Origin of the sequence: Serratia sp. 4542 (assembly GCF_016805595.1) — a bacterium.
Classification (GTDB): domain Bacteria; phylum Pseudomonadota; class Gammaproteobacteria; order Enterobacterales; family Enterobacteriaceae; genus Serratia; species Serratia nevei.
In genome coordinates, this window is record NZ_RXKV01000007.1 from 159,197 (window position 1) to 182,572 (window position 23,376).

Below are 23,376 nucleotides of genomic sequence, written 5' to 3' on the forward strand. Positions count from 1 at the left end.
AGGGCCGATGGGATCCGTCGCCGCACCGGCGGATCCGCTTCCAGGATCGCATTCACGCCTCGTTTTACCTCCCGAGTACCCGCATCCGGTTTGATCCCGCTGATTGTTTCGCCATGCTCATCGCTATATTATTTGCTATACAACGATAATCAACCGGTCACTGCCATGTTTAACTTTCTCCCGCGCCTGCTGTTGGCGCTTGTTTTGTTTTCCACCGCCGCCCAGGCGGATCGCCAGGTCACCGATCAACTCAACCGCCAGGTGACGTTGCCCGATCGCATCACCCGCGCGGTGGTGCTGCAACACCAGACGCTGAACCTGTTGGTGCAGCTTGATGCGATGCCGCAGGTGGTCGGCGTGCTCAGCAGTTGGAAAAAGCAGCTGGGGCCAAACTACCTGCGGCTGGCGCCGACGTTGGCAACCCTGCCGATGCCGGGCGATCTGACTTCGGTGAACATCGAGAGCCTGCTCGGCCTGCATCCGCAGGTGGTGTTCGTGGCCAATTACGCGCCGCCGGAGATGATTGCGCAGATCGAACGGGCGGGTATTCCGGTGGTGGCGGTCTCGCTGCGCCGCGAGGCAGCCGATCAGGCGGGCAAAATGAACCCCCAGCTGAGCGATGAAGATCGGGCCTATACGCTGGGGCTGCAGGACGGCATTCGCCTGATCGGCGAAGTGATGTCGCGTCAGCCTCAGGCCGAAGCCCTGATTAAGGACGTCATTCAGCAGCGCATGCTGGTCGCCGAACGGCTGCGCGATCTGCCGGAAGATCGGCGGGTGCGGGTGTATATGGCCAACCCCGATCTCACCACCTACGGCGCCGGCAAGTATACCGGGTTGATGATGCGGCACGCCGGGGCGCTCAACGTGGCGGCGAAGGAAATTCAGGGGTTTAAACAGGTTTCTATCGAGGATGTCCTGAAGTGGGATCCGGCGGTGATTTTCGTGCAGGAGCGCTACCCGGACGTGGTGAAACAGATCCTGACGTCACCGCAGTGGCAGCCGATCGACGCGGTGAAGAATAAGCGGGTCTACCTGATGCCGGAGTACGCCAAGGCCTGGGGATATCCGATGCCGGAGGCGATGGCGCTGGGTGAGTTGTGGATGGCGAAAAAACTTTACCCGCAGCGCTTTGCCGATATCAATCTGCAGCAGCGGGTCGACGCTTACTATCAACGTTATTACCGCGCCACCTGCTGCCAGAGCGGGCAATGAGGCTGGGCTGGCTGGCGTTGTTGACGCTGTGCTGCGCGCTGTTTTCGCTCGGCGTTGGCCGCTTTCAGGTGCCGATGACGCACAGCCTGATGATTTTGCTGGAGCCGTTCACCGGGCAACATTATGCCGGCATCGATGCTATCCAACGCCAGGTGATCCTGGGTGTGCGCGTGCCGCGAGTGCTGTTGGCGATGGGCGCCGGCGCGGCGCTGGCCCTGTGTGGCGCGGCTTTGCAAGGCGTCTTTCGCAACCCGCTGGTCGATCCGCATATTATCGGCGTGTCTTCCGGCGCGGCGTTTGGCGGCACGCTGGCTATCCTGCTCAGCCTGCCGTTGGCGGCGCTGCTGCTGTCGGCTTTTGTTTTCGGCATGGCGGCGCTGCTGCTGATTTTCACTCTCACCAGCGCCATTGCACGGCGCAATATTCTCTCTTTGGTACTGGCGGGGGTGATCCTCAGCGGCTTTTTCTCCGCCTGCGTCAGCCTGATGCAATATCTGGCGGATACCGAAGAGAAACTGCCGAGCATCGTGTTTTGGCTGCTCGGCAGCTTTGCCACCGCCGATCGGCAAAAGCTGCTGATGCTGTTTGTGCCTTTGCTGTTGGCCGGCGGCTTGCTGTTGGCGCTGCGCTGGCGCATCAATCTGCTGTCGTTGGGCGATGAGGATGCCGGTGCATTAGGCATCAACGTTGAGCGTACCCGCTGGCTGATTTTGACGCTGTGCGCCGCCATCGTGGCCGCCCAGGTGGCGGTCAGCGGCAGCATCGGCTGGGTCGGCTTGGTGATCCCGCACGTGGCGAGGCGGCTGGTGGGGCCGGATCACCGGCGCCTGCTGCCGGCTTCGCTTTGCCTGGGGGCTCTGTACATGCTGTTGATTGACGATTTGGCGCGCACGCTGAGCAGCAGCGAAATCCCGCTGGGCATTCTGACCGCGCTGATTGGCGCGCCGCTGTTCGCGCTGCTGCTGCGCCGCGCGCAAGTGAGAGGCTGGCATGACTGACACCTTATTGGCCGCCAGCGGCGTGAGTTTCGCCTGGCCGGGCGGGGCACCGCTGTTCCAGCATCTGGACATTCAGCTGCGGCGCGGCGAAGTGCTGGCGGTATTGGGCCCGAATGGGCGTGGCAAGAGCACGCTGCTGCAGCTGTTGTTAGGCAGCCTGACGCCGCAATCCGGCGAGATTGAGCGCCACGGTGAGATGGGCTTTGTCCCGCAGCACTTTGCGCCGCCGTTCGCCTATCGGGTGCTGGATATCGTATTGATGGGGCGGGCGCGTCATGTCGGCCTGTTCCGTTCACCGTCAGCCGAGGACCATCGGCTGGCGAGAGAAGCGTTGCAGTCGTTGGATTTGCAGCACCTGGCAGAGCGTGAGTTTGGCAGCCTATCCGGCGGCCAACGTCAATTAGTGATGATCGCCCGCGCGTTGGCGATGCGCTGCGAGGTGTTGATTCTGGATGAACCGACTTCGGCGCTGGATCTGCATTACCAGGATCGGGTGTTGAGCCTGATGGCCCGCCTGGCGCGGGAGCAGCGGTTGGCGGTGGTGTTCTCCACGCATCAGCCCAACCAGGCTCACGCGGTGGCCGATCGGGCTTTGCTGCTGGACAAGGAAGGGCGCAGCCGGCTCGGGGCCTGCCGCGAGGTGTTAACGGCGCAATCCTTGTCACCCCTGTTCGAGCTGGCGATCGAACGGGTGCCGCTGACGGTGGCGGGCCGCCGTTACGCGACGCTGGTGCCGCTGTATCGCAGCCAACTGGAGCGACATGATGAGTGATATCCTGCTGTTTGCCGCCGGCAGCCTGCGGCTGGCGTTTGCGCCGCTGCTGTCGGCTTTTCAGCGGCACGCCGGGCAAAAAGTCACGGCGGAATTCGGCCCGGCGGGTTTGTTGCGCCAACGGATAGAGAATGGTGAGCGGCCACAGCTGTTCGCTTCGGCCAACCTGGCGCACCCGCAAAGGCTGGCGGATCTCGGTATCGCGGGGGCGGTGCAGATTTTTGCGCGCAATCGGCTCTGCGTGACGGTTCGCAACGTGCCGGCATTAACCGAGCGTCCGCTGCCGGAGGTGCTGTTCGATCCGCACTGGCGCCTTGCCACCTCGACACCGGGGGCAGATCCTTCCGGCGATTATGCGCAGCAGCTTTTCGAACGCTGTGAGCAATACTGGCCGGGGCAAGGGGAAGCGTTGCGCCGCCGGGCGCTGCCGTTGGTTGGCGGTATGGATTCCGCCCCGGTACCGGCGGGCCGGCTGGCGGCGGAATATCTGATAGGCGGCGGGCAGGCGGATATTTTTCTCGGCTACGCCAGCTATGCTCCGGCTTTAGCCGCCTACCCGACGTTGGCGGTGCGGCCGTTGGCGCCGCCGCTGGACATTGAGGCGGATTACGGTTTATGCCTGTTGGATGACGGCGCACAGCGGTTGGCCGCATTTATCTTGAGCGAACAAGGGCAGGAAATCCTGAGCCGACACGGATTTATGCGGTGCGCGGAATGACTCGCCGGGCCAGGCGGCCCGGGGAATCTTACCAGAACAGCGGGGTGGTGTTTTCAGCCAGAAACGCCAGCAGGGTTTCGTTGACCGCCGCCGGGTTTTCCTTGTTGCTTATATGCCCGGCGTTGGGGATCAGCACGTGACGACAGCCGAGAAGATCGGCCATGCGCTGGCCTTCCGCCGGCGGGCGCGGTTTATCCTGCGCGCCGGTGATGACGATGCTGGCGGCGGTGATGTTTTTCAGCAGCGGCAGCTTGTCGGGGCGACCGAAGATCATCCGGCCCAGCGGGACGATGCTCTCGCGCAGGCGATCGGCGGGCAGGCTCTGCAGATGGGCCAGCAATGGCTGCGACAACGCATCGGGTACTTCGTCGGAATAAAACTGCGCGGCGATGTATTCCAGCAGCGGTGAAGTGATGGCGCCGGCCTGTTCAACGGCTGCCAGCATGCCCATATAGCGCTGCCGCGCCTCCGGCGTTTCGTCGCCCAGATAGCTGTCCAGCAGCGCCAGCACCTTGACCCGCTCCGGCGCCAGCGCCGCCAGTTCGGCGCCCCACATGCCGCCGACGGACAGGCCGACGATGCCGAACTCTTCAATATCCAAATGATCCATCAGCGCCAAATGATCGGCGGCGATATCCGACAGGCTGTTTCGCCCGGCCGGCAGCGCCGGTGAGTCGCCGTGGCCCCAGAGATCCGGCACGATCAGGCGGTAGTGTTTCGCCAGCGCTTCGAACTGCGGTGCCCACATGTTCAGATCGAACAGATAGCTGTGGCCCAGCAGCAACGGAAAGCCTGAGCCCACGTCGAGATAATGCAGGGATTTGCCCATCGTTGGCATCTTATCGGTTCCTTATATAAAGAGAGTCCGGCTGCTTATATCACACTCATATTCAACCTGCGGTATTAATTTACCTTAAATTACTTAGGTAAACCCTTATTTTTAATTTCTCTTGATAACAAGACGTCAATGAAAGGTGACGCTAAGGATAATATTCTGGTGACGATAAGAGCCTTGGTTTATGCTGGCGCTCCTTTCAAGATGGAATAGGTAAACAGGGAGTCACGATGAAAAGACTTTTCAGACTATTAATTATTTTGCTTGTCATTTTGCTGCTGGCGGCGGTGCTGTGGTGGTTCTTCGGGCGTGGTAATCCGAATGCGCTGTGGCAAATCGTCAGCCAACAGTGCGTGCCTAATCAGCAGCAGAACAACGATCCGGCGCCCTGCTTAAAGGTTGATTTAACCGAGGGTTATGTGCTGTTTAAGGACAGCAAAGGCCCCTATCACGATCTGGTGATGCCAACCGAAAAAGTCAGCGGCATCGAGAGCCCGGCATTGCAGACGGAGCACGCGCCGCCTTATTTCGCCCAGGCCTGGAATAACCGGGAACATATATCCGGCGAGCTGGGTAAACCGTTAAAAGATGCGTGGCTTTCTCTGGCGGTCAATTCGAAATATGGCCGCTCTCAGAATCTGCTGCATATTCACGTTGCCTGCCTGCGTCAGGATGTCTATAACGCGCTGGGGCAGCAGGCGGAACAATTAGATCAACAGTGGCGCCCGCTGGCGGTGAAATTGGTCGGCCACCAATATCTGGCCAGAAAATTGACGGGCACCGATTTAACCCAGGAAGATCCTTTCCGGTTACTGCAGAACTATGTGGTCGAGCAGGGCGACAGCATCGGCAATTATGGCCTGGCGCTGGCGGTCAGCCCACAGGGCGAGATGCTGCTGTTGGCGAACCGTTTGAAGTTGACCGACCTGAACCTGGGCTCAGCCGGCGAAATTCAGGACTACCAATGCGCGGTGGCGGGGAACTGAAGGTGATGACAACCCGCCGGCTGCTGCGTTAGCCGGCGGCTGTAGTGCGTTCAAAGCTTCTTCAGCAGTTCCAGCAGCTGCGCTTCGCTTTTCTCCGCCAGCCCGTCGATGGCCAGCTTGATGATGTCGGAGCGGGTGATACGCACGATGCCGCTGCGCGCCGCCTGTACGATCACCTCATCGATGGCTTCAATGTGGTTGTCCGTCAGGCTGACGGAGATCGCCTTGTAGGTGCGCTTGCGGCCGGCCGGTTTGGCTTCCGGCGCGGGCGCCGCGACCGGCAGCGTGTGCGAGGTGGCGCTGTTGATGAATTCGTCTTCCGACATGCGGTGGGTGGGGGTGCGCTTCTTCACAGGATCACCTCTTTCACCAGGCATTCAATTTCGCTCTGCGCCTTTTCGTTGTTCGCCTCATGCACGGTGATGGCTTCGCCCCAGGCGTCGCGGTAAATCTTGCGGTCGCACAGGCGGTGGCTCACCAGCGTGAACTCCGGGTATTCGCTCAGCACCTGCGCCGCTTCGTTGGCTTCATTGATGAAGATATTGGTCGGGCACATGTTCAGCACGATGTAGCCTTTGACCTTCTCGTTGTATTCCTGCGCGGTGGAGAACATCTCCGACAGATAGCCGACGGTGTCGAGATCCATCTGCGAAGGGCGCAGCGGCGAGAGGAACAGATCGGCGGCCAGCAGACCGGAGCGCAGTTCGGCGCTGTCGCGGCCGGCGGTGTCGACGATCACGTAGTCGTAATGGCGATCCAGCTCCAGCAGCGTTTCCTTGATTTTGCCCGACGCGGCCACCACCGGAATGTGCGGCAACCCTTCGACGTTCTGGCGGTCGTTGTACCAGGTCATGATCGATTTCTGGTCGTCGGCATCGACGATGATCGCCGTCTTGCCTTGCTTAAGAATCAGATACCCGGCGATATTCACCGCTTTCGTCGATTTGCCGACGCCGCCTTTTTGCGAGCCAATCAGGACAATCATGCTGCCATCTCTCAAGTTATTAAGCTGATAACTTATTAAGTTAATGTGCTTATTAGGTTGATAATCAAACAGGTTAACAAGAACAACTCGCGAACAATATGCACCAACTGCGGCGGCTTGCCAAGCCAGTATGTCGTTAACTGTGCGGCTTATTTTGCGCTGGAGGGCCCGGATGGGTAAGTAGGAATTCTCTGGGAAGTGGCGATGCGGAGGCGGGTTTTGTTAATTTAACAGCTTAATAAGTTAGTGGCCCATTAAGCTGTTGTCGACATTATTTCTTCATCATCGCCTTCAGGTTGGCGAACGGGTTGTGGGTGGCGACGCCGACATCTTTCTGCGCGTCTTCACCGGCCACCACCGTCGAACCGTATTGATCGGCTTCGGTGTATTTCGAGTGCTCGTGGTCGTGGCAATACAGGCACAGCATTTCCCAGTTGCTGCCGTCTTCGGGGTTGTTGCTGTGATCGTGATCGATGTGGTGCACCGTCAGTTCGCGCAGGTTGGAATAAACGAATTCGCGCGAGCAGCGCCCGCACACCCAGGGGAACAGTTTCAGCGCTTTTTCGCGGTAGCCGGTTTCCAGCTTCGCATAGTTTTTGGGGATATAGGCCATGGTGGTCGTCCGTCGTGAATCACTATGCGGCAAATAATACCACACTGCGTGCGGCTACAACGTGCGGCTCATCACCGTGACGGCTTCGCCGGCGATCTGGCGTTGCTCCAGCGAGCGCCAGCCGAGTTTCTGATACAGCGCCTGCTGATCGGGCGTGTACAAATAGAGTTCGTCTATGCCCTGGGTCCGGCCGTGTTCGACGCAGCGTGCAATCAGGCGACGGGCAATGCCTTGGCCGCGGTGCTGCGGGTGAGTGAAGACTTCGCTCAGCCAGTATTGGCGCTCCGGTTTATCCGCCAGTTCATACAACGTCAGGCTGGCGGTACCGAGAATCTGTTGCTGCGGCGACAGCGCCAACAGCACGACGCCCCGCTGCCCGGGCGCGCAGCGTTCGGCCAGACGCTGGCTGATGGTGTCGCGGCTGCTCCATTGCGCAAAGGCGCCCCATTCCTGATGCAGTAACTCGGCCAGTTCGTCAATACGCCGGCGATGTGCCGGCAGAGGTTCGATACGCACGGTGCGACCATTTCGTTGCCCGGAAGATAAGCCACTATAGCCGGCGAGAGCGGTTAATGAAACGTCTCCACCGCCCAGTCGATAAACGCCCGCAGCTTGCCGCTGAGGTGGCGGTTGGACGGGTAGACCACGTACATCTGCTCCGGCGGCGGCTGCCAGTCGTGCAGCAGGCTGACCAGTTCACTGCTGTCGAGGTGCGGCTGCGCCATAAAGCGATAGGTCTGGATGATGCCCAACCCGGCCAGGCTCGCCGCCAGCAGCGCGTTGCCTTCGTTGATGCTGACCGGATAGCGTTGCTGGATGGCGATCTCTTTGCCGCGCTCGACATAGCGTTGCGGATGGATGCGATCGTTGACCGGATGGCGATAGTGCACCATCGGGAAACCCTGCTCCAGATCGCACGGGTGGCGCGGCGTGCCGTGGCGCGCCAGGTAGGCCGGGGTGGCGCAGCTCACCCAGTCCAGATCGAACAGGCGGCGGGCGATCAGGCTGGAATCGGCCAGCGGGCCGCTGCGGATCACGCAGTCGGTGCTGTCGCTAATGAGATCGATAACGCGGTCGCCGACGCTCAGATCGATCTGTATCTGCGGGTAGCGCGCCAGAAAATCGGGCAGGGCGGGCAACAGCAGCCGGCGCGCGGTGCCGCCGCCGGTGTCGATGCGCAGCACGCCTTGCGGAGAGCTTTGCGATTCGGTCAGGCAGCCTTCCATCTGCTCCAAATCCGCTAGCCATTTCACCGTATTCTGGTAATAGCATTCGCCTTCGCGGGTGACCGACACGCTGCGGGTGGTGCGCTGAAACAGCTTGGTCTGCAGGTGATCTTCCAGGCTCTGGATCAGCTTGGTCACCGTGGCTTTCGGCATGCCCAGCGAATCGGCGGCGCGGGTAAAGCCGCCGGTTTCCACCACGCGGTTAAACACCCGGATGGCGAGTAGATGATGGTCCATAGGCTCTCAGCGCAACGCCCCGGCGGCGGCCGGGGCGCGTTTCTGCGGATAAATAAGGATTAACACTGTTTAGCGCCTATCACGCCGGAGCGCAAGCTGAGGCCGAACACCAACGCGGCGGAGAGGATCAGTGCGCCGCCGAACAGCATGGCGCTGCTGACGCCCTGCCAGTCCACCACCTCGCCGCCCAGCAGTGCGCCGGAGGCCAGCGCGATCTGCACCACGCATACCAGCAGCGCCTGGCCGGCTTCCGGCGCCTGCGGCACCGCGGCGAACATCCAGTTGGTGGCGCATACCGGCACCGCGCCGAAGGCCAGTCCCCAGACCATCACCATCAGCGTGGCGCCGCCAAGGCCGCTGAGCAGCGGCGAGACGATGAGGATGGCTGCCAGCATGGCGGCGATCAGGATGAAGGTGGCGCGCAGGCTGTATTCCCCCAGACGCTCGCCGAGGAAGGTGCCCAGCAGGCCGATGGCGCCATAGGCCAACAGCTGCAGCGAGATTGCCGACGGGCTGAGGACGAACACCTGTTGCAGCAGGGGCCGCAGATAGGTGTAGGCGGCGAAGTGGCCGATGAACAACAGCACGATGGCGATCAGGCCGATGCGCGCCATCGGCAGGCGCAGCGGCAGCACCAGATCGCGCGGCGTGACCGGCCGGGAAGGCGGCACCGAGGTCAGCAAACGCAGCTGCGCCAGCAGTACGCCGACCGCCAATGCCGCACCGCCGAAGAAGGCGGCGCGCCAGCCGAACAGATCGCCGATCAGCGCCCCCGCCGGCACGCCGCACACCGCACCGACCGAGATGCCGCTGAGGATCAGCGCGGTGGCGCGGCCCTGGCTGGCTTCCGGCACCAGATGGCGGCCGTAGTTGGCGGCGAACGACCAGAAGCCGCCGACGCAGATGCCCAGCAGCACGCGGCCCAGCAGCATCATCGGGAAGTTGACGGCCAGCGCCGCCACCAGGTTGGAGACGATCAGCAGCAGCGACAGCCCCAGCATCAGTAAACGCCGGTCCAGGCGGCCGGAAATCAGGCTTAATGCGGGGGCGGCCACCGCCGCCACGATGCCGGGCATGGTGACCATCAGCCCGGCGGTGCCGGTGCTGACGCCGAGCGAAGGGGCGATGTTGGTCAGCAGGCCGATTGGCAGAAACTCGGTGGTGACCATGACAAAACAGGCGACCGTCAGCGAGAAGATCGCCGGCCACGGGGATGATGCAGGTTTATCTTTATTATTCAGCATAATGCCGCTCGTCTTGGGTGAATGCGCAGGCCGCGCTCGGGGCGCGGTGTGACCGAAGTCACAATCTACGGCAGGCCGAAGCCGCGGATAAATCCGTTTGCGGTGGTTACACTGTTTCTGAGGGGAAACAATCGCCGGCGGCGAGTGAAAACGCGGCTTGCGCCGCGCTGAGGGGAAAGGAATAAAACGGCATAAGGTTATGACCGAATGCCGCGTGGCGTTTACAGCCCCGGCGCTTTCCACAGCGAAGTGGTCAGGCCGTTATCCACCAGCGTCAGCTGATCGGCGTAAACCTGCCGCCAGGTTTCTTTCTGTTCCTGATACAGCGCGTGGTGGGTCATGTCCGGCTGATGCTCGCGCTCCCAACGCACCAGGCGCTCGCCGGTTTCGGCCAGCGACTCGTACAGCCCGGCGCCGACGCCGGCGGCGATCGCGCAGCCCAGCGCGGTGGCCTCTTTCACCACCGGCACCCGCACCGTCAACCCGGTGACGTCGCTGAGGATCTGGCTCCACAGCTTGCCCTTGGCCCCGCCGCCGGCGAACACCAGCGAGCGCGCCTGCACGCCGGAGAAGGCGGCGATCTGCTCCAGGTTGCAGGCGGAGACGATGGCGGCGTTCTCCTCCAGCGCGCGGAACAGCGTCTGTTTGTTGCAGCGCTCCGGGTCAATCGACATATTGATGAACGACGGCGCCGCGTGGTACCAGGTTTTGAAATGCATGGCGTCGGAAAAGATCGGCATCACGCCGTAGGCGCCCGGCGGCACCCTGGCCGCCATCTCTTCCAGCAGGCTGTAGGCATCGACCCCCAGCCGCTCCGCCAGCAATTTTTCCTCCGCGCAGAAGGCGTCGCGGAACCAGCGCATGGTCAGGCCGGTAAAGAAGCTGATGGATTCCGCCTGCGCCATGCCGGGAATGACGTGGGGGTTGATGCGGATGTTCATCTCCGGATCGATGGCCGGCTCCGGCAGATTGACGATCTGCTGCCAGAAGGTGCCGCCGAGCACCGCCGTCTGCCCGGCGCGCACGATGCCGAGCCCCAGGCTGCCGAGCTGCACGTCGCCGCCGCCCATCACCACCGGGGTGCCGCGCAGCAGCCCGCTCTCCTGCGCCGCCTGTTCGGTGACGCGCCCCAGCACGCTGCCGGTCTCTTTCACCGGCGACAGAATATCGGCGCGCAGCCCGGCCATGTCGAGCAGCGCCGGGCGCCAGTCGCGGCTGGTCAGATCCAGCATGCCGGTGGTGCCGGCGTTGGAAGGATCGACCGCCAGCTCGCCGCTCAGCATGTTGGCCAGCCAGTCGCTGATCATGGTCAGCGTCGCCGCTTGGCGGTAGATGTCCGGCCGATGGTGCGCCAGCCACAGCAGGCGCGGCATGGCGCTCAGCGCCAGCGTCTGGCCGGAGTATTGATACACTTCGCGTTCGAAGCCGTGGTTGTGCAGCTCTTTCAGCTCGCTGACTTCGCGGCTGGCGCGCGCATCGACGTTGGCGCAGGCCCAGATCGGCACGCCGTTGCGGTCGTACAGCACGATGCCTTCACGCATCGAGCAGCAGGCCACCGCGCGTATCGCCTGCGCCGTCAGCCCGGCGCGCTGCAAGGCCTGGCGAATGCACTGGCAGGCCAGCTGCCAGTTGCGGCTGAGGTCGAACTCCATCGAGCCGGGCACGCCCGGCACCGCCAGATGTTGCCACTCCGCCTGGCCATGCGCGATCTGGTTGCCCGCCACATCGAAGATCACCGCGCGAATGCTGCCCGTTCCTGCGTCCAGCGCCATCAAGTAGTTGTCCATAGCCTATGCTCTCAGGGGGAGGAGTGTTAACTATAGATGCCGCCGCCTTACCCCGCCGGGGGAGGAGTGGACGTCGCCGCTGCGATTTGTGAGCCAGGCGGCAAAATTGCCGTTGCGGCGGGCAATCGACGGGAATAAACCTATGGTTGGAAAGAGTCATTTTGCGGTACGCCGTTTAAACAAGGAGTTGCCATGCACGTCACATTGGTTGAGATCAACGTTAAACAAGACAAAATCGACGAATTTATCGATGTTTTCCGCGCCAATCATCGGGGGGCAATCGAAGAGCCGGGCAACCTGCGCTTCGACGTGCTGCAGGACGAACAGATTCCGACGCGATTTTACATCTACGAAGCCTATCGCGACGAGCAGGCGGTGGCGGCGCACAAGCAGACCCCGCACTACCTGCAGTGCGTGGAGAAGCTGGAAGCGCTGATGACCGGCCCGCGCAAGAAGACCACCTTTATCGGCCTGATGCCTGAGTAATCGCCGGCGTTTGCCGGTGTCCATGCGCCCGGTTTGGTTGTAACCTGCAAGCTAAAGCGAATTTTCAATGGGATAAGCGGGGCGAGGATGACATTGCGCGATCGGCTGTTGGCGCTGTTGGTGGTGGTGATCTGGGGCGTGAATTTCGTCGTGATCAAGTTCGGTTTACAGGGCATGCCGCCGTTTCTGCTGGCCGGAATGCGTTTCTTGCTGGTGGCGTTGCCGGCGATCTTCTTTATCCCGCGCCCGACGATCCCGTGGAAATGGCTGCTGCTGTACGGCATGACCATGAGCTTCGCGCAGTTTGCGTTTCTGTTCGTCGCCATCAAGGTGGGGATGCCGGCGGGGCTGGCTTCGCTGGTGCTGCAGGCGCAGGTGTTCTTCACCCTGCTGTTGGGTGTCGTGCTGATGGGCGAAAAGCTGCGCGTTAACCATTTTGTCGGCATCGCTATCGCCAGCGGCGGCATGCTGGTGCTGGCGCAGGCCAGCCTGCATAAGCCGGGCAGCGGCGCGGTCCCCCTGGCGGGCCTGCTGCTGACGCTGGCGGCGGCGTTTTCCTGGGCGCTGGGCAACCTGACCAACAAGAAGATCCTGGCCGGTTTCCCGCAGCGTAATATTTTATCGCTGGTGGTGTGGAGCGCGCCGATCCCGGTCGTGCCGTTCCTGGCCTGCAGCTGGCTGTTCGACGGCTCTGAGGCGGTGCTGAGCAGCCTGAGCCATGTGCAGGTCGGCACCTGGCTGGCGGTTGCCTATCTGGCGTTCGCCGCCACGCTGTTCGGTTATTCGGTGTGGGGCAGCCTGCTGGGGCGCTATGAAACCTGGCGGGTTGCGCCGCTGACGCTGCTGGTGCCGCTGGTCGGGCTGTTCGCCGCCTGGCTGCTGCTGGACGAAGCGCTGTCGCCGGCGCAGTTCGGCGGCGCATTGCTGGTGCTGGCCGGCATGGCGGTCAACACCTTCGGGCTGCCGCGCCGCCGGGCGGCGATCGCGCGTTAAACCGAACAGGGCAATTCTGTTCAATACGTTGTCGGCGGCGGTCGGCATTCTGGCGCCTGTGAATACTTTCTCAGGTGCCCATCATGAATATCTACCTTTCCATGGCCGCGTTTGCGCTGGCGGCCTCCATCACCCCCGGCCCGGTCAACATCGTCGCCTTGAGCGCCGGGGCGCAATTCGGCTTTGGCGCGACCCAGCGTCACGTGTTCGGCGCCACGCTGGGGTTTACCCTGTTGCTGGTGCTGCTGGGATTGGGCATGCACCAGCTGCTGACCCTGTGGCCGGCGCTGACCCGCTTGATTCAGTGGGCCGGCGTGGCCTTCCTGCTGTTTATGGCCTACCGGCTGGCGTTTGACGACGGCAGATTGGGCAACGGCGCGGCGCGGGCGCCTTCCTGTTGGTACGGCGCACTGATGCAATGGCTGAATCCCAAGGCGTGGCTGGCGTCGGTGGCCAGCCTCGGCGCCTTTGTCGGCGACGGCGACATCCGGCTGCTGTGGCAGTTCGCCGGGCTCTACTTCGTGATTTGCTATGCCTCGGTGGCCTGCTGGGCCTATATCGGCGCGATGCTGCGCGGCCTGCTCAGACAGGCGCGCAACGTGCGGCGTTTCAACCGCGCGATGGCGCTGCTGTTGGCGGCCAGCGCCTGCTATCTGCTGGCGGAGGGTTTTTGATACTGCCCCGGCGTGGCGGCCAGCAGCTGCTTGAAGGTGCGCTGGAAGTGCGCCTGATCGGCAAAGCCGCTTTCGCTGGCGGCCGCAGCGATCGGCAGGCCGCTCTTCAATAGCCGATGGCCGTGCTGCACGCGGCGGTTGACCAGATAGGCGTGCGGCGTCATGCCGTAGCGCTGGCGGAAGGCGCGGATCAGGTAAGAAGGGGACAGCGCGGCGGCGCGGCAAATGTCGTCCAGCGTCAGCGGCCGGGTGCAGTGCGCGTCGATAAACGCCGCCGCCGCTTCCAGTCGGGTATGCGCCGGTGTCTCCGGCTGGCGGACAGCGCCCAGCCCGAGCTGCAGGGCGCTGAAATACTCCACCATGGCGATCTGTTTTTCCAGCGCGCAGCACAGCGGATCCGTCAGCAGCGCATAAAGCCGGTTCAGGCCGTGGAACAGCGCCGGATCGCGGCTGAGCGGCTGGCTGAACGGAACAAAACGGTCACCGTCGCCGCCGAGCAGCTCCTGCTGCAGCGCGCCGAGCCAGGCGAGATCGAGATAGAACATGATGTACGACCAACGGCGATCGGCGATGGGGTTGCAGGCATGCGCCTGCTGCGGGTTGATGACAACCAGATCGCCGGCGCTGACCTGCATGCGCCGCTCGCCGTTGACATAGGTGCTGACGCCGCCGGTGATGGCGCCGATGGAAAAGAATTCGTGGCTGTGCAGGCTGTAGCACACCTGGCGGCCATCCGCGATGGCGCGGGCTTCGACGAACGGCAACTGCGGATCGCGCCAGAACTGCGGCGTTTTTTCACTCATACGCTTTCCTTTTCACTGCGGCGGCATCACAGTGTTATAGCCTGAAAGCGACGAGGGGGGGAATGGCGGATGATGATTTTTAACGTGTTCGGCCGTCTGCTGGGCGTGAAGCGCATCGGGGACGAATGGCGGCTGTTCCGCGTGACGCTGCCGGAGCGCAAATATGCCCCCAGCTACGATATCGTGCTGCCGGCCGACCTGCGCGAAGAGGAGATCGCCGGCTATCTGGGGGATATCTATCACGAGGCGGCGACGCCGCAGCGGCCGGACGTGTTTCGCGTCGAATAGCGCGGCGCGTTACTCTTCCGCGTTGCGCGCCATCATGCGGCGTTGATGTTCCTCGCCGGCGGCCTGGATCTCTTCCAGCACCGAGCCGACGTCGGCGTGTTTCAGGATTTCGCTGAACCGGCCGCTGAGGACGCTGTCCGGCGTCAGGTTGCCTTCCTGATACAGCGCCCAAATCTCTTTGGCGTATTGGCTGTCGCGCAGCTCCGGCGCGAACTGGCCGTAATACTCGGCCAGATTGCCGATATCGCGCTCGAACATGCTTTTGGCGTGGTTGTTGGCGGCGGCGTCCACCACCTGCGGCAGATCGATGATCACTGGCCCGTCTTTATCCATCAGCACGTTGAATTCCGACAGGTCACCGTGCACCAGCCCGGCGCACAGCATGCGCACCGCGTAGTTCATCATCAGGGCGTGATCGGCGCGCGCCTGTTCCGGCGTCAGGATGACATCGCTCAGGCGTGGCGCCACCAGGCCTTCTTCGTCGGTGATCAGCTCCATCAGCAGCACGCCGTCCAGGCAGATGTCCGGCTGCGGCACCCGCACCCCGGCCTTGGCCAGCAGATACAGCGCGTCCACTTCGGTGTTTTGCCAGGCTTCTTCCTGCTGCTGGCGGCCAAATTTGGAGCCTTTGCTCATGGCGCGCGCGTCGCGGCTGTTGCGCACCTTGCGCCCTTCCTGATAGTGAACGGCCTGCTTGAAGTTGCGCTTCTCGGCCTCTTTGTACACTTTGGCGCAGCGGATCTCATCGCCGCAGCGCACGATAAACACGTCGGCTTCTTTGCCGCTTTTCAACCGGCGGATGACGTCGTCGATTAACCCGTCATCAACCAGCGGCTGGAGTCGTTTTGGAATTTTCATGCAGCCTTGTACCCTATTTAGGCTCCGGTGTGAATGGCTTGCGCAGTTGATAGCGTAAGTTAGACCCGAAAGGCAAACATTAGTTTTGCCGCCGCGTCATCATTACGCGGCGGCGGGCGCTCACAGGCTGGCGGCCGGCACCCAGACGCTGACGCTGCCGGCGTTGACCGGGAAATGGGCGCTGCCCTGGTCGTCGGTGGTGATCTCCTCCTGACGGTTGCCGAGGAAATCGCGCCAGGCGGTGTGCGCCAAATCGGCGCCCAGCGCGACGGTCTTGCCGCTCTCGCCGCCGTTGGTCAGCACCACCACGCAGCCGGGGGCCTCGGCGGTGCCGGCGCGGCTGAAGGCCACGCAGTGGCTGTCGTCGAAGTAGTCGGTTTGCGGGCCGTTGGCGAAACGCTGGCGGGCGGCGATCAGCTTCTCCAGCTCCGGGATCGCCGGCATGTCAATCTGGTACTCGCCGCCGTCGCGTCCCTTGTCGCGGTAGCTGGCACCATACAGGTCGGGGTAAAACACGCAGGGCACGCCCTGTTCGCGCAGCAGGATCAGCGCGTAGGCCAGCGGTTTGAACCAGGGTTCCACCGGTGCTTCCAGCGATTGCAACGGTTGGGTGTCGTGGTTGGCGACCAGCGTCACCGCGTGGGCCGGATCGGCGGCGGTCAGGGTATCGGTGAAGATCTGCGCCATGTCGAAGCCGTCGCCCTGTTTCGACGCCTGATGAAACTTCAGGTGCAGCGCCACGTCGAACAGCATCACCTTGCCGTCCACCAGCTCGATGTATTGTTGCAGCGCACTCAGATCGTGCGACCAGTATTCGGCGACGATAAACAGGTCGCGCTGTGCGCTGCCGCGCACGTGATCCGCCCACTCTTTGAAGAACCAGGCGGGAATGTGTTTGGCGGCGTCCAGGCGGAAGCCGTCGCACGGCAGGCTTTCCAACAGCCAGCGCGCCCAGTATTTGAGCTCCTCCGTCACGGCGGTATTGCGGAACTCCACGTCGGCCCCCATCAGATAGTCGTAGTTGCCTTTTTCGTCGTCGACCTGATCGTTCCAGCCGTCGTCGCCATAGTCGTTGGCGATTTTGAACACCCCTTTGTCGTCCGGCTGCTCAACGTAATCGACGCCGCTGAAGCATGTGTAATCCCAGATAAACTCGGAATGCACGCCCTGGCGGCCGGGAAAGGTGAAGCGGGTGTAGGCCAGCGCGTCGAAGCCCTGGTCGTCGATGTCGTTGCGGTTGTTGGCGTCCACCTTGAACACGTGTACCTGTTCTTTCTCGTCCGCGCCAAGCTTGTGGTTGAACACCACGTCGTAGAGTACCCCCACGCCGTGTTCGCGCAGCGTAGTGGCGGCGTGTTCGAGCGCCGCCTTGTCGCCGTATTTGGTGGCCACGCTGCCTTTCTGGTCAAATTCGCCGAGATCGAACAGATCGTAAGTATCGTAGCCGACGGAGTAGCCGCCGGAAGCGCCCTTGTAGGCAGGCGGCAGCCACAGGTCGGTAATGCCCAGTTCGGCCAGGTGCGGGGCGCGCTCGGCGGCCTCCTGCCACAGTTTGCCGCCGTCGGGGTAGTACCAGTGGAAGAATTGCAGCAGGGTGGTTTTTTTCGTCATGAGCCAGCGTCCCGGTTAGTCAGAAGGAGAGGAGCAGTTAAAGCATGGGCTACTTTTGGCAAAAGGGACAATGGCGCAGGGAGGCGCGCGAAGGCAGGCGTAAATATGTAACCGACGTTGACCAGATAGCGGTTAAGTTGTCGATATCAAGTTTTCACATTTTAATTTTTATATTTTATTTTTCAAATAGATATTTGTTTTATTCTTTGCTATTTAAAATTTTGCTGTTTTTGTGTTCATTTTAATTTGTTTTTTATTTTAATTTAAAATATTAGATTGGGTTTTAATTTTTTAAATTATTTATTTATTAGTTTTAAATTCTTGGTGGTGAAATATTTTGACATATTCAGGTGCCCCGTTGGTTATTCATTCGCGATTGTTTATGCGTTATCGTTATGTTCGAAATTAGGTAACACTATCAACAAATAATCCATCCAACCTAGCGTGAAGGTGGAAGAACAGGGGAGCATAACGTCGTGAACATCAGGGATTTCAGAGCATTGGCGCGCAGTTTGGTCAGAGAATTCGGCATGTTGAACAAGCAGAGCAACGGCTCGCGCTTTTCGCCGCTGCAGATCCATCTGATGATTGAAGTCAGCGAGCAGCCGCTGGGCGTCACCGAGCTGGCGGCCCGGCTTTGCATCGACAAAGCCAGCGCCAGCCGGGCGCTGCGCAGCCTGGTTGCCGCCGGTGTGATAGAAACGGTGGATCATCCGGATGACAAGCGGCACAACCTGCACCGGCTGAGTAAAAAGGGCGGCAAGGCGCTGGCCGGCATCGAGAGCGACGCCGACGGTTTTATGCAGGCGGCGCTGGCGCAGTTGGACGACGATGAGCTGGCGAGTACCACCGCGGCGATGAAAAAGATGACCGCGGCGCTGCGCAGCGCGCGCAAACAGCGCGACGCCAACCTGCGGGTGCGGCCGATTGCCGCGCGCGACGATGCGGCGATGGCGGCGATCATTCGCGATGTGTTTCGCGAGTACGGCATGGACAAGATGGAAGGCGTCAGCCTGCACGATCCGGATCTCGATCGTCTGACCGGTCTGTATCGCGACAACGGCGGCCATTACTGGGTGCTGGAGCGGGACGGGCAGGTGGTGGGGGGCGTCGGCATGGCGCCGCTGGCGGGCGAAGAGCCCGGCTATTGCGAGCTGCAAAAGCTGTTCTTCAAACCCGGCGCGCGTGGGCTGGGCATGGCGCGCTATATGGTGGTACAGGCGCTGAAGGCGGCGCGGGCGGCGGGGTATCGCTACTGCTACCTGGAAACCACCGAACAGTTGAAAGAGGCGATCGGGTTGTACTACGCGCTGGGATTCACGCTGCTGACGGAACGGCGCGGCAACACCGGCCATCACGGCTGTAACGTGTGCATGCTGAAAAATCTGAAGAACGACGATATGTGAGCGGTTTCAAGGTTAGCGCCCGCGCCTTGTGCCACCCTGTTAACCGTTTGATAACAATCACAACGTTTTATCAGGGAGGAAACTATGTTGGGGGATCCGATGGCGCTGTCCGCGCTGGTCACGCTGGTGGTCATCGCGCTGTGGGCCAGCGCCCGCTTGCCGGAGTATTTGGTCGCGCTGCTGTTCTTCGCGGCGGTGATGGTGTTGCAGCTGGCGCCCGCCGCGGTGACCTTTTCCGGTTTCGCGTCTTCCGCATTCTGGCTGGTGCTTAGCGGTTTCGTGCTGGGCACCGCCATCCGCAGCACCGGTTTGGCGGATCGCCTGGCCAACCGGCTCTTGCCGCACCTGGCCGGCTCCTGGCCCCGCCTGGTGGGCGGCGTGGTGGCGATAAGCTACGCGCTGGCGTTTGTCATGCCCTCCAACATGGGGCGCATTACGCTGCTGATGCCGATCGTCATGGCGTTGGCCGATCGCGCCGGTTTGGGGGAGGGCTCGCGCGGCCGCATCGGTTTGGCGCTGGCGGTGGGGTTCGGCACCTTCCAGCTCTCCGCCAGCATCCTGCCGGCCAACGTGCCCAATCTGGTGATGAGCGGCGCGGCGGAAAGCGCCTACGGCAGCCACTTCGCCTATCTTTCTTACCTGCTGTTGCACGCCCCGGTGCTCGGGATCGCCAAAGGCGCGCTGCTGACGCTGTGCATCTGCGGCCTGTTCCGTGCGCGGCCGCAGCCGGTGGCGGCCGAGGCGGCGCAAACCCCGCTCAGCGCCGCCGAATGGCGGCTGATCGCGCTGTTGGGCGTCACGGTGTTGTTGTGGATGACCGACAGCTGGCATGGCATCGCTCCCGCCTGGATCGGGTTGGCGGCGGCCTGCGTTTGCCTGTTGCCGCGCATCGGATTTCTCAACGGCGAGCAGTTCGCCGCCGGGGTTAACGTGCGCACCTGCATCTACGTGGCGGGGATCCTGGGGCTGACCGCGCTGGTCAGCCACTCGGGGCTTGGCGATCGGCTGGGCGGTGCGCTGCTGGCGATGATGCCGGATCTGCACGGCAAACCGTTCACCGCATTCGGTTCGCTGGTGGGGATCACCGCATTGCTGAATTTTGTGGTGACCGCCAACGGCGTGCCGGCGCTGTTTACCCCGCTGGCGCAGGCGTTGTCTGCGGGCAGCGGCCTGCCGCTGCTGACGGTGCTGATGACCCAGGTGATTGGTTACGCCACGCCGCTGCTGCCGTATCAGGCCTCGCCGATCGTGGTGGCGATGGGGATGGGCAAAGTGCCGGCGCGTGAAGGGTTGAAGCTGTGCCTGCTGTTGGCCGCGCTCAGCTTTGCGCTGCTGGTGCCGCTGGATTATCTGTGGTTCAGGCTGCTGGGGTGGATCCCGTAAACCGACCGGCGCGTTGGCGGGTAGATAAAACAAAAGGCGGCCTGAGCCGCCCTTTTGCGCGATTGCCGGTGTGGCAATTAATTGTAGATGATCGCGGTACCGTGCAGTTTGTTGTCGCCGGTGGTTGCGATGATCTGGAAGGATTTGGCGCCGGCTGCGTCGGCTTTGGCCGCCAGTTTGTTTTCCAGGCTGCTCAGGTCGGACGCACCGCTGACGGTGACGACGCCGGCTTTTTGCAGATCGGCCGGTTGAGCATTGACCAGTTCGGCGGCGAAGCTGCCGAAGGAGACGGAAGCCAGTGCGATGGCGGCGATGGTCATTTTCAGGTTTTTCATGGTCTTATTTCCTATCTGTGTTCTTTACAATGTTTGTTTGGTAAGGTCGTTAAATTAATTAACGATCGATAATTTAATGTTAGATGCCGGTTTGACAGATTGCAAGTATTTTTTAATGCTCGTTAATTAATTTTTTTTACGCCCTGGCGTTGTGAGCAAAAGAACAGGCAATCCGTTGGCTTAATGCGTTGTTATTGATAGATTTCTGCAGTGCCGTGCAGCTGGTTGTTACCGCCGGCGCCGATGATGCGGAAGGATTTTGCACCGGCCTGATCGGCTTTGGCTGCCAGGCTACTTTCCAGCGAGGTCAGATCGGATGCGCCGCTGACGGTGATGACGCCCACTTTCTGCTGGTCAGCCGGTTGGCTCTGGACTAAATCGGCGGCGAAGCTGCCGAAGGAAACGCTGGCCAGAGTGAGGGCTGCTAGGGTTAATTTTAAGTTTTTCATAATGTTATTTCCTTTCCGATAACGGTGAATAGAGGGTTTTAATCCGCTTCGCTAACTTATCTTAACGATCGATAACTAAATGCTAATAGGTTCTCGACGAGGGCGCAATATTTTTTTATAATGATCGTTAAGTTATTTGTGCTAACCCTGCTGTGGAGCGGGATAGGAGAGGAACGATGAGCATCAATGAAACGGTCTGCGGCAAAAAAAGCCGTGGCAGACCGAAACAATTTGATCGCGACCGGGCGCTGGAAAGCGCGCTCGATCTGTTCTGGCGGCACGGTTATGAAGCTACCTCGCTGGCCGATCTGGTGGAAGTGACCGGCGCCAAGGCGCCAACGCTGTATGCGGAATTCGGCAACAAAGAAGGGATGTTCCGCGCGGCGGTGGAGCGCTATCTGCAGAAATATACGGTTTGCGCCAACCAAATGCTGGAGCAGGATCTACCGGTGGCCGAGATCGTCGAAGCCTACGTGCGTTCTTCCGCCGAGGTGTTTACCGACCCTGACACGCCGTCAGGCTGCTTTATGGTGTGCGCCTCCGCCGCGCTGTCGTCGGCGTCCGATGATGTCGCCCAGATGCTGCGCAGGAAGCATCATGCGCAGGAAGCGGCGCTGAAGGCCTGCTTCGATCGCAAGGTGCAGCAGGGCGAACTGCTGGCGAAAACCGACACCGCGCTGCTGGCGAAATACGTGATTTGCACTATTGAAGGCATGTCGGTGCAGGCGCGCGAAGGGGCAAGCCGGAGCGATCTGCTGCGGTTGCTGGAGGCGTTGATGCTGGTGTGGCCGCGGCTCAGCCAGATTGGCAATAAGGTGTAACAACCGGCCCGGCTTTTACCGCAATGCTGATCAGTTAATCCTGAGTGGCATTTTTTATCCAGCCTCTGGGCGTTCTGTGCAGGGGAATTGCCGTAAATGTCCTGCATTTCTCTGTGGCCAACATGAACGGCAATTGGAGGGGCCGAAGGCGCGGCCCCTCCACCCGCGCTCTTGCTTAACACCGTCTGTCCGCTTTGCGGAAATTACTCGGCCCATCCTGGGCCTCGCCCCTTCGGGGCCGCTGCAAGCAGCGTTCAAATCTGCTCCCGGCAGATTTGTCCTCGCCGCGTCTGCATTGTCGGGCGGGTCGGCTGCGACAAACGTCCCTGTTAGTCTCGCCTCAACCGGCCTTCCCTGACCGGTTGCCCCTGACAACGCCGTCTTGCTCGGCAGCCGGTGATGCGCACCAAAGGTCAACCCCCGTGCTGGCAGCTACCGGGCAACCCGTCCTTTATGAGGTTATGGCAGAGCGAGGAATCGGAGATGAGCACCGTATTGGACGCCCTTGAAGACGCCGAACGCAGGCATAGCGCATTAGGCGAAACCGCCATGGACGGCGGTTTCAGGTGAGACAGGCAGGGACGCCTGTCGCAACCGGCCTCAATGCGGTATGGCGGAGGGAGGGGAGTTGGCAAAGCCAACCGTCTGACAGGGCAAAGGCGAGGGTTGCCAGGGGCCGCGCCTTCGGCCCCTGGCTCGGTCGAGGTGCGTGAGCCACATAGAGCATCTCACTTTTATCGACCGAAAATTTCACGAACGCCTGCATAAAACGCTAACTGACCAGCATTACGGCTTTTACCGGGCCGTGTAACCCATTACTGATTGACCGGGATCACCGCGCCCTGGTATTTCTCGCGGATAAAGTCCTGAATCGGTTTGGAGTGCAGTACCTTGACCAGCGCCACGATCTCCGGTTTGTTCACGTCGGCCTTGTGCACGGTGATGATGTTGGCGTACGGGTTGTTTTCGCCGCTTTCGACCGCGATCGGATCTTTGGTCGGATTCAGCCCGGCGTCGATGGCGTAGTTGGCGTTGATCACCACCGCGTCGCCTTCGTCGTTGTTGTACATTTGCGGCAGCAGCGCGCCCTCAACGTTGGCCTGGAACTTCAGGTGTTTCGGGTTTTCCACCACGTCGCTGATGCGCGCGTCCACTTTGCTCACCCCCGGCTTCAGCTTGATCACGCCTTCCCGTTCAAAAATAGACAGGATGCGGCCTTCTTCTGCCACCGCGTCGCGCATGATGATTTTGCCGTTTTCCGGCAGATCTTTCAGGCTCTTGTACTTCTTCGAGTAGATGCCGATAGGCTCAATATGGATCGCGCCGGCGCTGACGAAGTCGTAGCTCTTGTCGTCGGCGTGGTCTTTCAGCACCGAGTTCAGGTAAGGCACGTGCTGGAAGTAGTTGGCGTCGATGTCGTGGCTGGCCAGCGCGGTGTTCGGCAGGATGTAGTCCTGGAAGCGCTTGATCTGCAGATCGATGCCTTCCTTCGCCAGTATCGGCTTGGCCTGTTCGAGGATCTCGGCGTGCGGCACGTTGGAGGCGCCGACCACCAGCTTGGTCGCTGCCGTGGCGCCAAAAGAGGCGAGGGTGGCGACGGAGGCGAAAGCCAACATCAGTAGGTGCTTTTTCATCATCGTTTTCCTTGGTTAA

Annotated in this window: 26 protein-coding genes; 12 read left to right on the forward strand and 14 right to left on the reverse strand. The window is 61.3% G+C overall.

Translation table 11 applies throughout. The features are described 5' to 3' along the window. The first annotated feature begins 165 nt into the window (after positions 1–165). The 4 genes from EKL15_RS09655 to EKL15_RS09670 are packed head-to-tail and all read left to right on the forward strand — an operon-like array spanning position 166 to position 3,703. Complete coding sequence (locus tag EKL15_RS09655; protein ID WP_060440455.1) at positions 166–1,215, forward strand: ABC transporter substrate-binding protein; 1,050 nt, start codon at positions 166–168, stop codon at positions 1,213–1,215. Further along, positions 1,212–2,213, forward strand: coding sequence for an iron ABC transporter permease (locus EKL15_RS09660; protein ID WP_049201062.1), 1,002 nt, complete (start codon positions 1,212–1,214; stop codon positions 2,211–2,213). Before EKL15_RS09655 ends, EKL15_RS09660 begins: the two co-directional genes overlap by 4 nt. Next, entirely contained in the window at positions 2,206–2,985 is a 780-nt protein-coding gene (locus EKL15_RS09665; RefSeq protein ID WP_147839593.1) for an ABC transporter ATP-binding protein, read from the forward strand. The genes EKL15_RS09660 and EKL15_RS09665 overlap by 8 nt, the downstream gene beginning before the upstream one ends. Continuing rightward, complete coding sequence (locus EKL15_RS09670) at positions 2,978–3,703, forward strand: substrate-binding domain-containing protein (RefSeq protein ID WP_100396129.1); 726 nt, start codon at positions 2,978–2,980, stop codon at positions 3,701–3,703. The genes EKL15_RS09665 and EKL15_RS09670 overlap by 8 nt, the downstream gene beginning before the upstream one ends. Positions 3,704–3,731: 28 nt before the next feature. Here the strand turns inward: EKL15_RS09670 and EKL15_RS09675 are convergent, their stop codons facing one another. Then, positions 3,732–4,532, reverse strand: coding sequence for an alpha/beta fold hydrolase (locus tag EKL15_RS09675; protein WP_203089422.1), 801 nt, complete (start codon positions 4,530–4,532; stop codon positions 3,732–3,734). Positions 4,533–4,768: 236 nt separating this feature from the next. On the opposite strand from EKL15_RS09675, the gene EKL15_RS09680 reads away from it, so the two are divergent. Further along, positions 4,769–5,524, forward strand: coding sequence for a CDP-diacylglycerol diphosphatase (locus EKL15_RS09680; RefSeq protein ID WP_203089333.1), 756 nt, complete (start codon positions 4,769–4,771; stop codon positions 5,522–5,524). A 50-nt stretch (positions 5,525–5,574) separates the two neighbouring features. Here EKL15_RS09680 and EKL15_RS09685 read toward each other — a convergent pair whose 3' ends face one another. From EKL15_RS09685 to lsrK, 7 genes are all read right to left on the reverse strand, one after another. Further along, the gene (locus EKL15_RS09685; protein WP_049201052.1) at positions 5,575–5,877 is read right to left on the reverse strand and encodes a hypothetical protein; all 303 of its coding nucleotides are present in this window, start codon (positions 5,875–5,877) and stop codon (positions 5,575–5,577) included. Further along, positions 5,874–6,509 (reverse strand): AAA family ATPase, encoded by a 636-nt coding sequence (locus EKL15_RS09690; RefSeq protein ID WP_038879975.1) that lies wholly within the window; start codon positions 6,507–6,509, stop codon positions 5,874–5,876. The genes EKL15_RS09685 and EKL15_RS09690 overlap by 4 nt, the downstream gene beginning before the upstream one ends. A 271-nt stretch (positions 6,510–6,780) precedes the next feature. After that, entirely contained in the window at positions 6,781–7,122 is a 342-nt protein-coding gene (gene yajD, locus EKL15_RS09695) for an HNH nuclease YajD (protein WP_016928619.1), read from the reverse strand. A 54-nt stretch (positions 7,123–7,176) separates the two neighbouring features. Further along, on the reverse strand, positions 7,177–7,638 hold the full coding sequence (locus EKL15_RS09700; protein ID WP_060421064.1) for a GNAT family N-acetyltransferase: 462 nt from the start codon (positions 7,636–7,638) through the stop codon (positions 7,177–7,179). Positions 7,639–7,691: 53 nt separating this feature from the next. Continuing rightward, positions 7,692–8,585 (reverse strand): LysR family transcriptional regulator, encoded by an 894-nt coding sequence (locus EKL15_RS09705; protein ID WP_060421066.1) that lies wholly within the window; start codon positions 8,583–8,585, stop codon positions 7,692–7,694. Positions 8,586–8,644: 59 nt separating this feature from the next. Beyond that, positions 8,645–9,829: an MFS transporter gene (locus tag EKL15_RS09710; RefSeq protein ID WP_048233016.1), complete on the reverse strand. Its 1,185-nt coding sequence runs from the start codon at positions 9,827–9,829 to the stop codon at positions 8,645–8,647. Positions 9,830–10,050: 221 nt separating this feature from the next. Beyond that, the gene (gene lsrK, locus EKL15_RS09715) at positions 10,051–11,616 is read right to left on the reverse strand and encodes an autoinducer-2 kinase (protein WP_060421069.1); all 1,566 of its coding nucleotides are present in this window, start codon (positions 11,614–11,616) and stop codon (positions 10,051–10,053) included. A 192-nt stretch (positions 11,617–11,808) separates the two neighbouring features. Between lsrK and lsrG the strand changes: the two genes are divergently transcribed. The 3 genes from lsrG to EKL15_RS09730 all read left to right on the forward strand — a co-directional run bounded on the left by lsrG (position 11,809) and on the right by EKL15_RS09730 (position 13,769). Continuing rightward, positions 11,809–12,102 carry a (4S)-4-hydroxy-5-phosphonooxypentane-2,3-dione isomerase gene (gene lsrG, locus EKL15_RS09720; protein WP_043146917.1) on the forward strand — a complete coding sequence of 98 codons (294 nt, stop codon included), beginning with the start codon at positions 11,809–11,811 and terminating at the stop codon, positions 12,100–12,102. An 87-nt stretch (positions 12,103–12,189) separates the two neighbouring features. After that, the gene (locus EKL15_RS09725) at positions 12,190–13,095 is read left to right on the forward strand and encodes an EamA family transporter (protein WP_070914049.1); all 906 of its coding nucleotides are present in this window, start codon (positions 12,190–12,192) and stop codon (positions 13,093–13,095) included. An 83-nt stretch (positions 13,096–13,178) separates the two neighbouring features. Then, entirely contained in the window at positions 13,179–13,769 is a 591-nt protein-coding gene (locus tag EKL15_RS09730) for a LysE family translocator (RefSeq protein WP_203089335.1), read from the forward strand. Here the strand turns inward: EKL15_RS09730 and EKL15_RS09735 are convergent. After that, a complete protein-coding gene (locus tag EKL15_RS09735) occupies positions 13,745–14,572 on the reverse strand; it encodes an AraC family transcriptional regulator (RefSeq protein ID WP_149572074.1) in 828 nt (275 codons plus the stop codon). The two genes, EKL15_RS09730 and EKL15_RS09735, sit on opposite strands and share 25 nt — an antisense overlap. Before the next feature lie 69 nt (positions 14,573–14,641). Between EKL15_RS09735 and EKL15_RS09740 the strand changes: the two genes are divergently transcribed. Beyond that, on the forward strand, positions 14,642–14,860 hold the full coding sequence (locus EKL15_RS09740; RefSeq protein ID WP_038879994.1) for a hypothetical protein: 219 nt from the start codon (positions 14,642–14,644) through the stop codon (positions 14,858–14,860). A gap of 9 nt (positions 14,861–14,869) precedes the next feature. On the opposite strand, the gene EKL15_RS09745 is transcribed toward EKL15_RS09740, so the two are convergent. Continuing rightward, the gene (locus tag EKL15_RS09745; RefSeq protein WP_084826612.1) at positions 14,870–15,718 is read right to left on the reverse strand and encodes a PA4780 family RIO1-like protein kinase; all 849 of its coding nucleotides are present in this window, start codon (positions 15,716–15,718) and stop codon (positions 14,870–14,872) included. A 120-nt stretch (positions 15,719–15,838) separates the two neighbouring features. Continuing rightward, on the reverse strand, positions 15,839–17,329 hold the full coding sequence (amyA, locus tag EKL15_RS09750) for an alpha-amylase (RefSeq protein WP_197757738.1): 1,491 nt from the start codon (positions 17,327–17,329) through the stop codon (positions 15,839–15,841). A 500-nt stretch (positions 17,330–17,829) separates the two neighbouring features. On the opposite strand from amyA, the gene EKL15_RS09755 reads away from it, so the two are divergent. Next, complete coding sequence (locus EKL15_RS09755; RefSeq protein ID WP_080347957.1) at positions 17,830–18,735, forward strand: helix-turn-helix domain-containing GNAT family N-acetyltransferase; 906 nt, start codon at positions 17,830–17,832, stop codon at positions 18,733–18,735. Between the two features lie 84 nt (positions 18,736–18,819). Beyond that, complete coding sequence (locus tag EKL15_RS09760; protein ID WP_060440445.1) at positions 18,820–20,118, forward strand: SLC13 family permease; 1,299 nt, start codon at positions 18,820–18,822, stop codon at positions 20,116–20,118. A gap of 77 nt (positions 20,119–20,195) precedes the next feature. Here EKL15_RS09760 and EKL15_RS09765 read toward each other — a convergent pair whose 3' ends face one another. Further along, on the reverse strand, positions 20,196–20,453 hold the full coding sequence (locus tag EKL15_RS09765; protein ID WP_004939517.1) for a YdgH/BhsA/McbA-like domain containing protein: 258 nt from the start codon (positions 20,451–20,453) through the stop codon (positions 20,196–20,198). A 191-nt stretch (positions 20,454–20,644) separates the two neighbouring features. Next, positions 20,645–20,902: a DUF1471 domain-containing protein gene (locus EKL15_RS09770; protein WP_060421097.1), complete on the reverse strand. Its 258-nt coding sequence runs from the start codon at positions 20,900–20,902 to the stop codon at positions 20,645–20,647. Between the two features lie 176 nt (positions 20,903–21,078). Here EKL15_RS09770 and EKL15_RS09775 point away from each other — a divergent pair, with 176 nt between their 5' ends. Next, a complete protein-coding gene (locus EKL15_RS09775) occupies positions 21,079–21,723 on the forward strand; it encodes a TetR/AcrR family transcriptional regulator (protein ID WP_049201030.1) in 645 nt (214 codons plus the stop codon). Between the two features lie 815 nt (positions 21,724–22,538). Here the strand turns inward: EKL15_RS09775 and EKL15_RS09780 are convergent. After that, on the reverse strand, positions 22,539–23,357 hold the full coding sequence (locus EKL15_RS09780; protein ID WP_038880058.1) for a MetQ/NlpA family ABC transporter substrate-binding protein: 819 nt from the start codon (positions 23,355–23,357) through the stop codon (positions 22,539–22,541). Between the last annotated feature and the right edge of the window lie 19 nt (positions 23,358–23,376).

Coding starts and splice junctions, on each gene's coding strand:
- EKL15_RS09760 (WP_060440445.1), top strand. CDS start 18,820: ATGTTGGGGGATCCGATGGCGCTGTCCGCGCTGGTCACGCTGGTGGTC.
- amyA (WP_197757738.1), bottom strand. CDS start 17,329: ATGACGAAAAAAACCACCCTGCTGCAATTCTTCCACTGGTACTACCCC.
- EKL15_RS09660 (WP_049201062.1), top strand. CDS start 1,212: ATGAGGCTGGGCTGGCTGGCGTTGTTGACGCTGTGCTGCGCGCTGTTT.
- EKL15_RS09665 (WP_147839593.1), top strand. CDS start 2,206: ATGACTGACACCTTATTGGCCGCCAGCGGCGTGAGTTTCGCCTGGCCG.
- EKL15_RS09710 (WP_048233016.1), bottom strand. CDS start 9,829: ATGCTGAATAATAAAGATAAACCTGCATCATCCCCGTGGCCGGCGATC.
- EKL15_RS09740 (WP_038879994.1), top strand. CDS start 14,642: ATGATGATTTTTAACGTGTTCGGCCGTCTGCTGGGCGTGAAGCGCATC.
- EKL15_RS09745 (WP_084826612.1), bottom strand. CDS start 15,718: ATGAAAATTCCAAAACGACTCCAGCCGCTGGTTGATGACGGGTTAATC.
- EKL15_RS09705 (WP_060421066.1), bottom strand. CDS start 8,585: ATGGACCATCATCTACTCGCCATCCGGGTGTTTAACCGCGTGGTGGAA.
- EKL15_RS09655 (WP_060440455.1), top strand. CDS start 166: ATGTTTAACTTTCTCCCGCGCCTGCTGTTGGCGCTTGTTTTGTTTTCC.
- lsrK (WP_060421069.1), bottom strand. CDS start 11,616: ATGGACAACTACTTGATGGCGCTGGACGCAGGAACGGGCAGCATTCGC.
- EKL15_RS09730 (WP_203089335.1), top strand. CDS start 13,179: ATGAATATCTACCTTTCCATGGCCGCGTTTGCGCTGGCGGCCTCCATC.
- yajD (WP_016928619.1), bottom strand. CDS start 7,122: ATGGCCTATATCCCCAAAAACTATGCGAAGCTGGAAACCGGCTACCGC.
- EKL15_RS09735 (WP_149572074.1), bottom strand. CDS start 14,572: ATGAGTGAAAAAACGCCGCAGTTCTGGCGCGATCCGCAGTTGCCGTTC.
- EKL15_RS09680 (WP_203089333.1), top strand. CDS start 4,769: ATGAAAAGACTTTTCAGACTATTAATTATTTTGCTTGTCATTTTGCTG.
- EKL15_RS09780 (WP_038880058.1), bottom strand. CDS start 23,357: ATGAAAAAGCACCTACTGATGTTGGCTTTCGCCTCCGTCGCCACCCTC.
- EKL15_RS09765 (WP_004939517.1), bottom strand. CDS start 20,453: ATGAAAAACCTGAAAATGACCATCGCCGCCATCGCACTGGCTTCCGTC.
- lsrG (WP_043146917.1), top strand. CDS start 11,809: ATGCACGTCACATTGGTTGAGATCAACGTTAAACAAGACAAAATCGAC.
- EKL15_RS09725 (WP_070914049.1), top strand. CDS start 12,190: ATGACATTGCGCGATCGGCTGTTGGCGCTGTTGGTGGTGGTGATCTGG.
- EKL15_RS09670 (WP_100396129.1), top strand. CDS start 2,978: ATGAGTGATATCCTGCTGTTTGCCGCCGGCAGCCTGCGGCTGGCGTTT.
- EKL15_RS09675 (WP_203089422.1), bottom strand. CDS start 4,532: ATGGGCAAATCCCTGCATTATCTCGACGTGGGCTCAGGCTTTCCGTTG.
- EKL15_RS09690 (WP_038879975.1), bottom strand. CDS start 6,509: ATGATTGTCCTGATTGGCTCGCAAAAAGGCGGCGTCGGCAAATCGACG.
- EKL15_RS09775 (WP_049201030.1), top strand. CDS start 21,079: ATGAGCATCAATGAAACGGTCTGCGGCAAAAAAAGCCGTGGCAGACCG.
- EKL15_RS09770 (WP_060421097.1), bottom strand. CDS start 20,902: ATGAAAAACTTAAAATTAACCCTAGCAGCCCTCACTCTGGCCAGCGTT.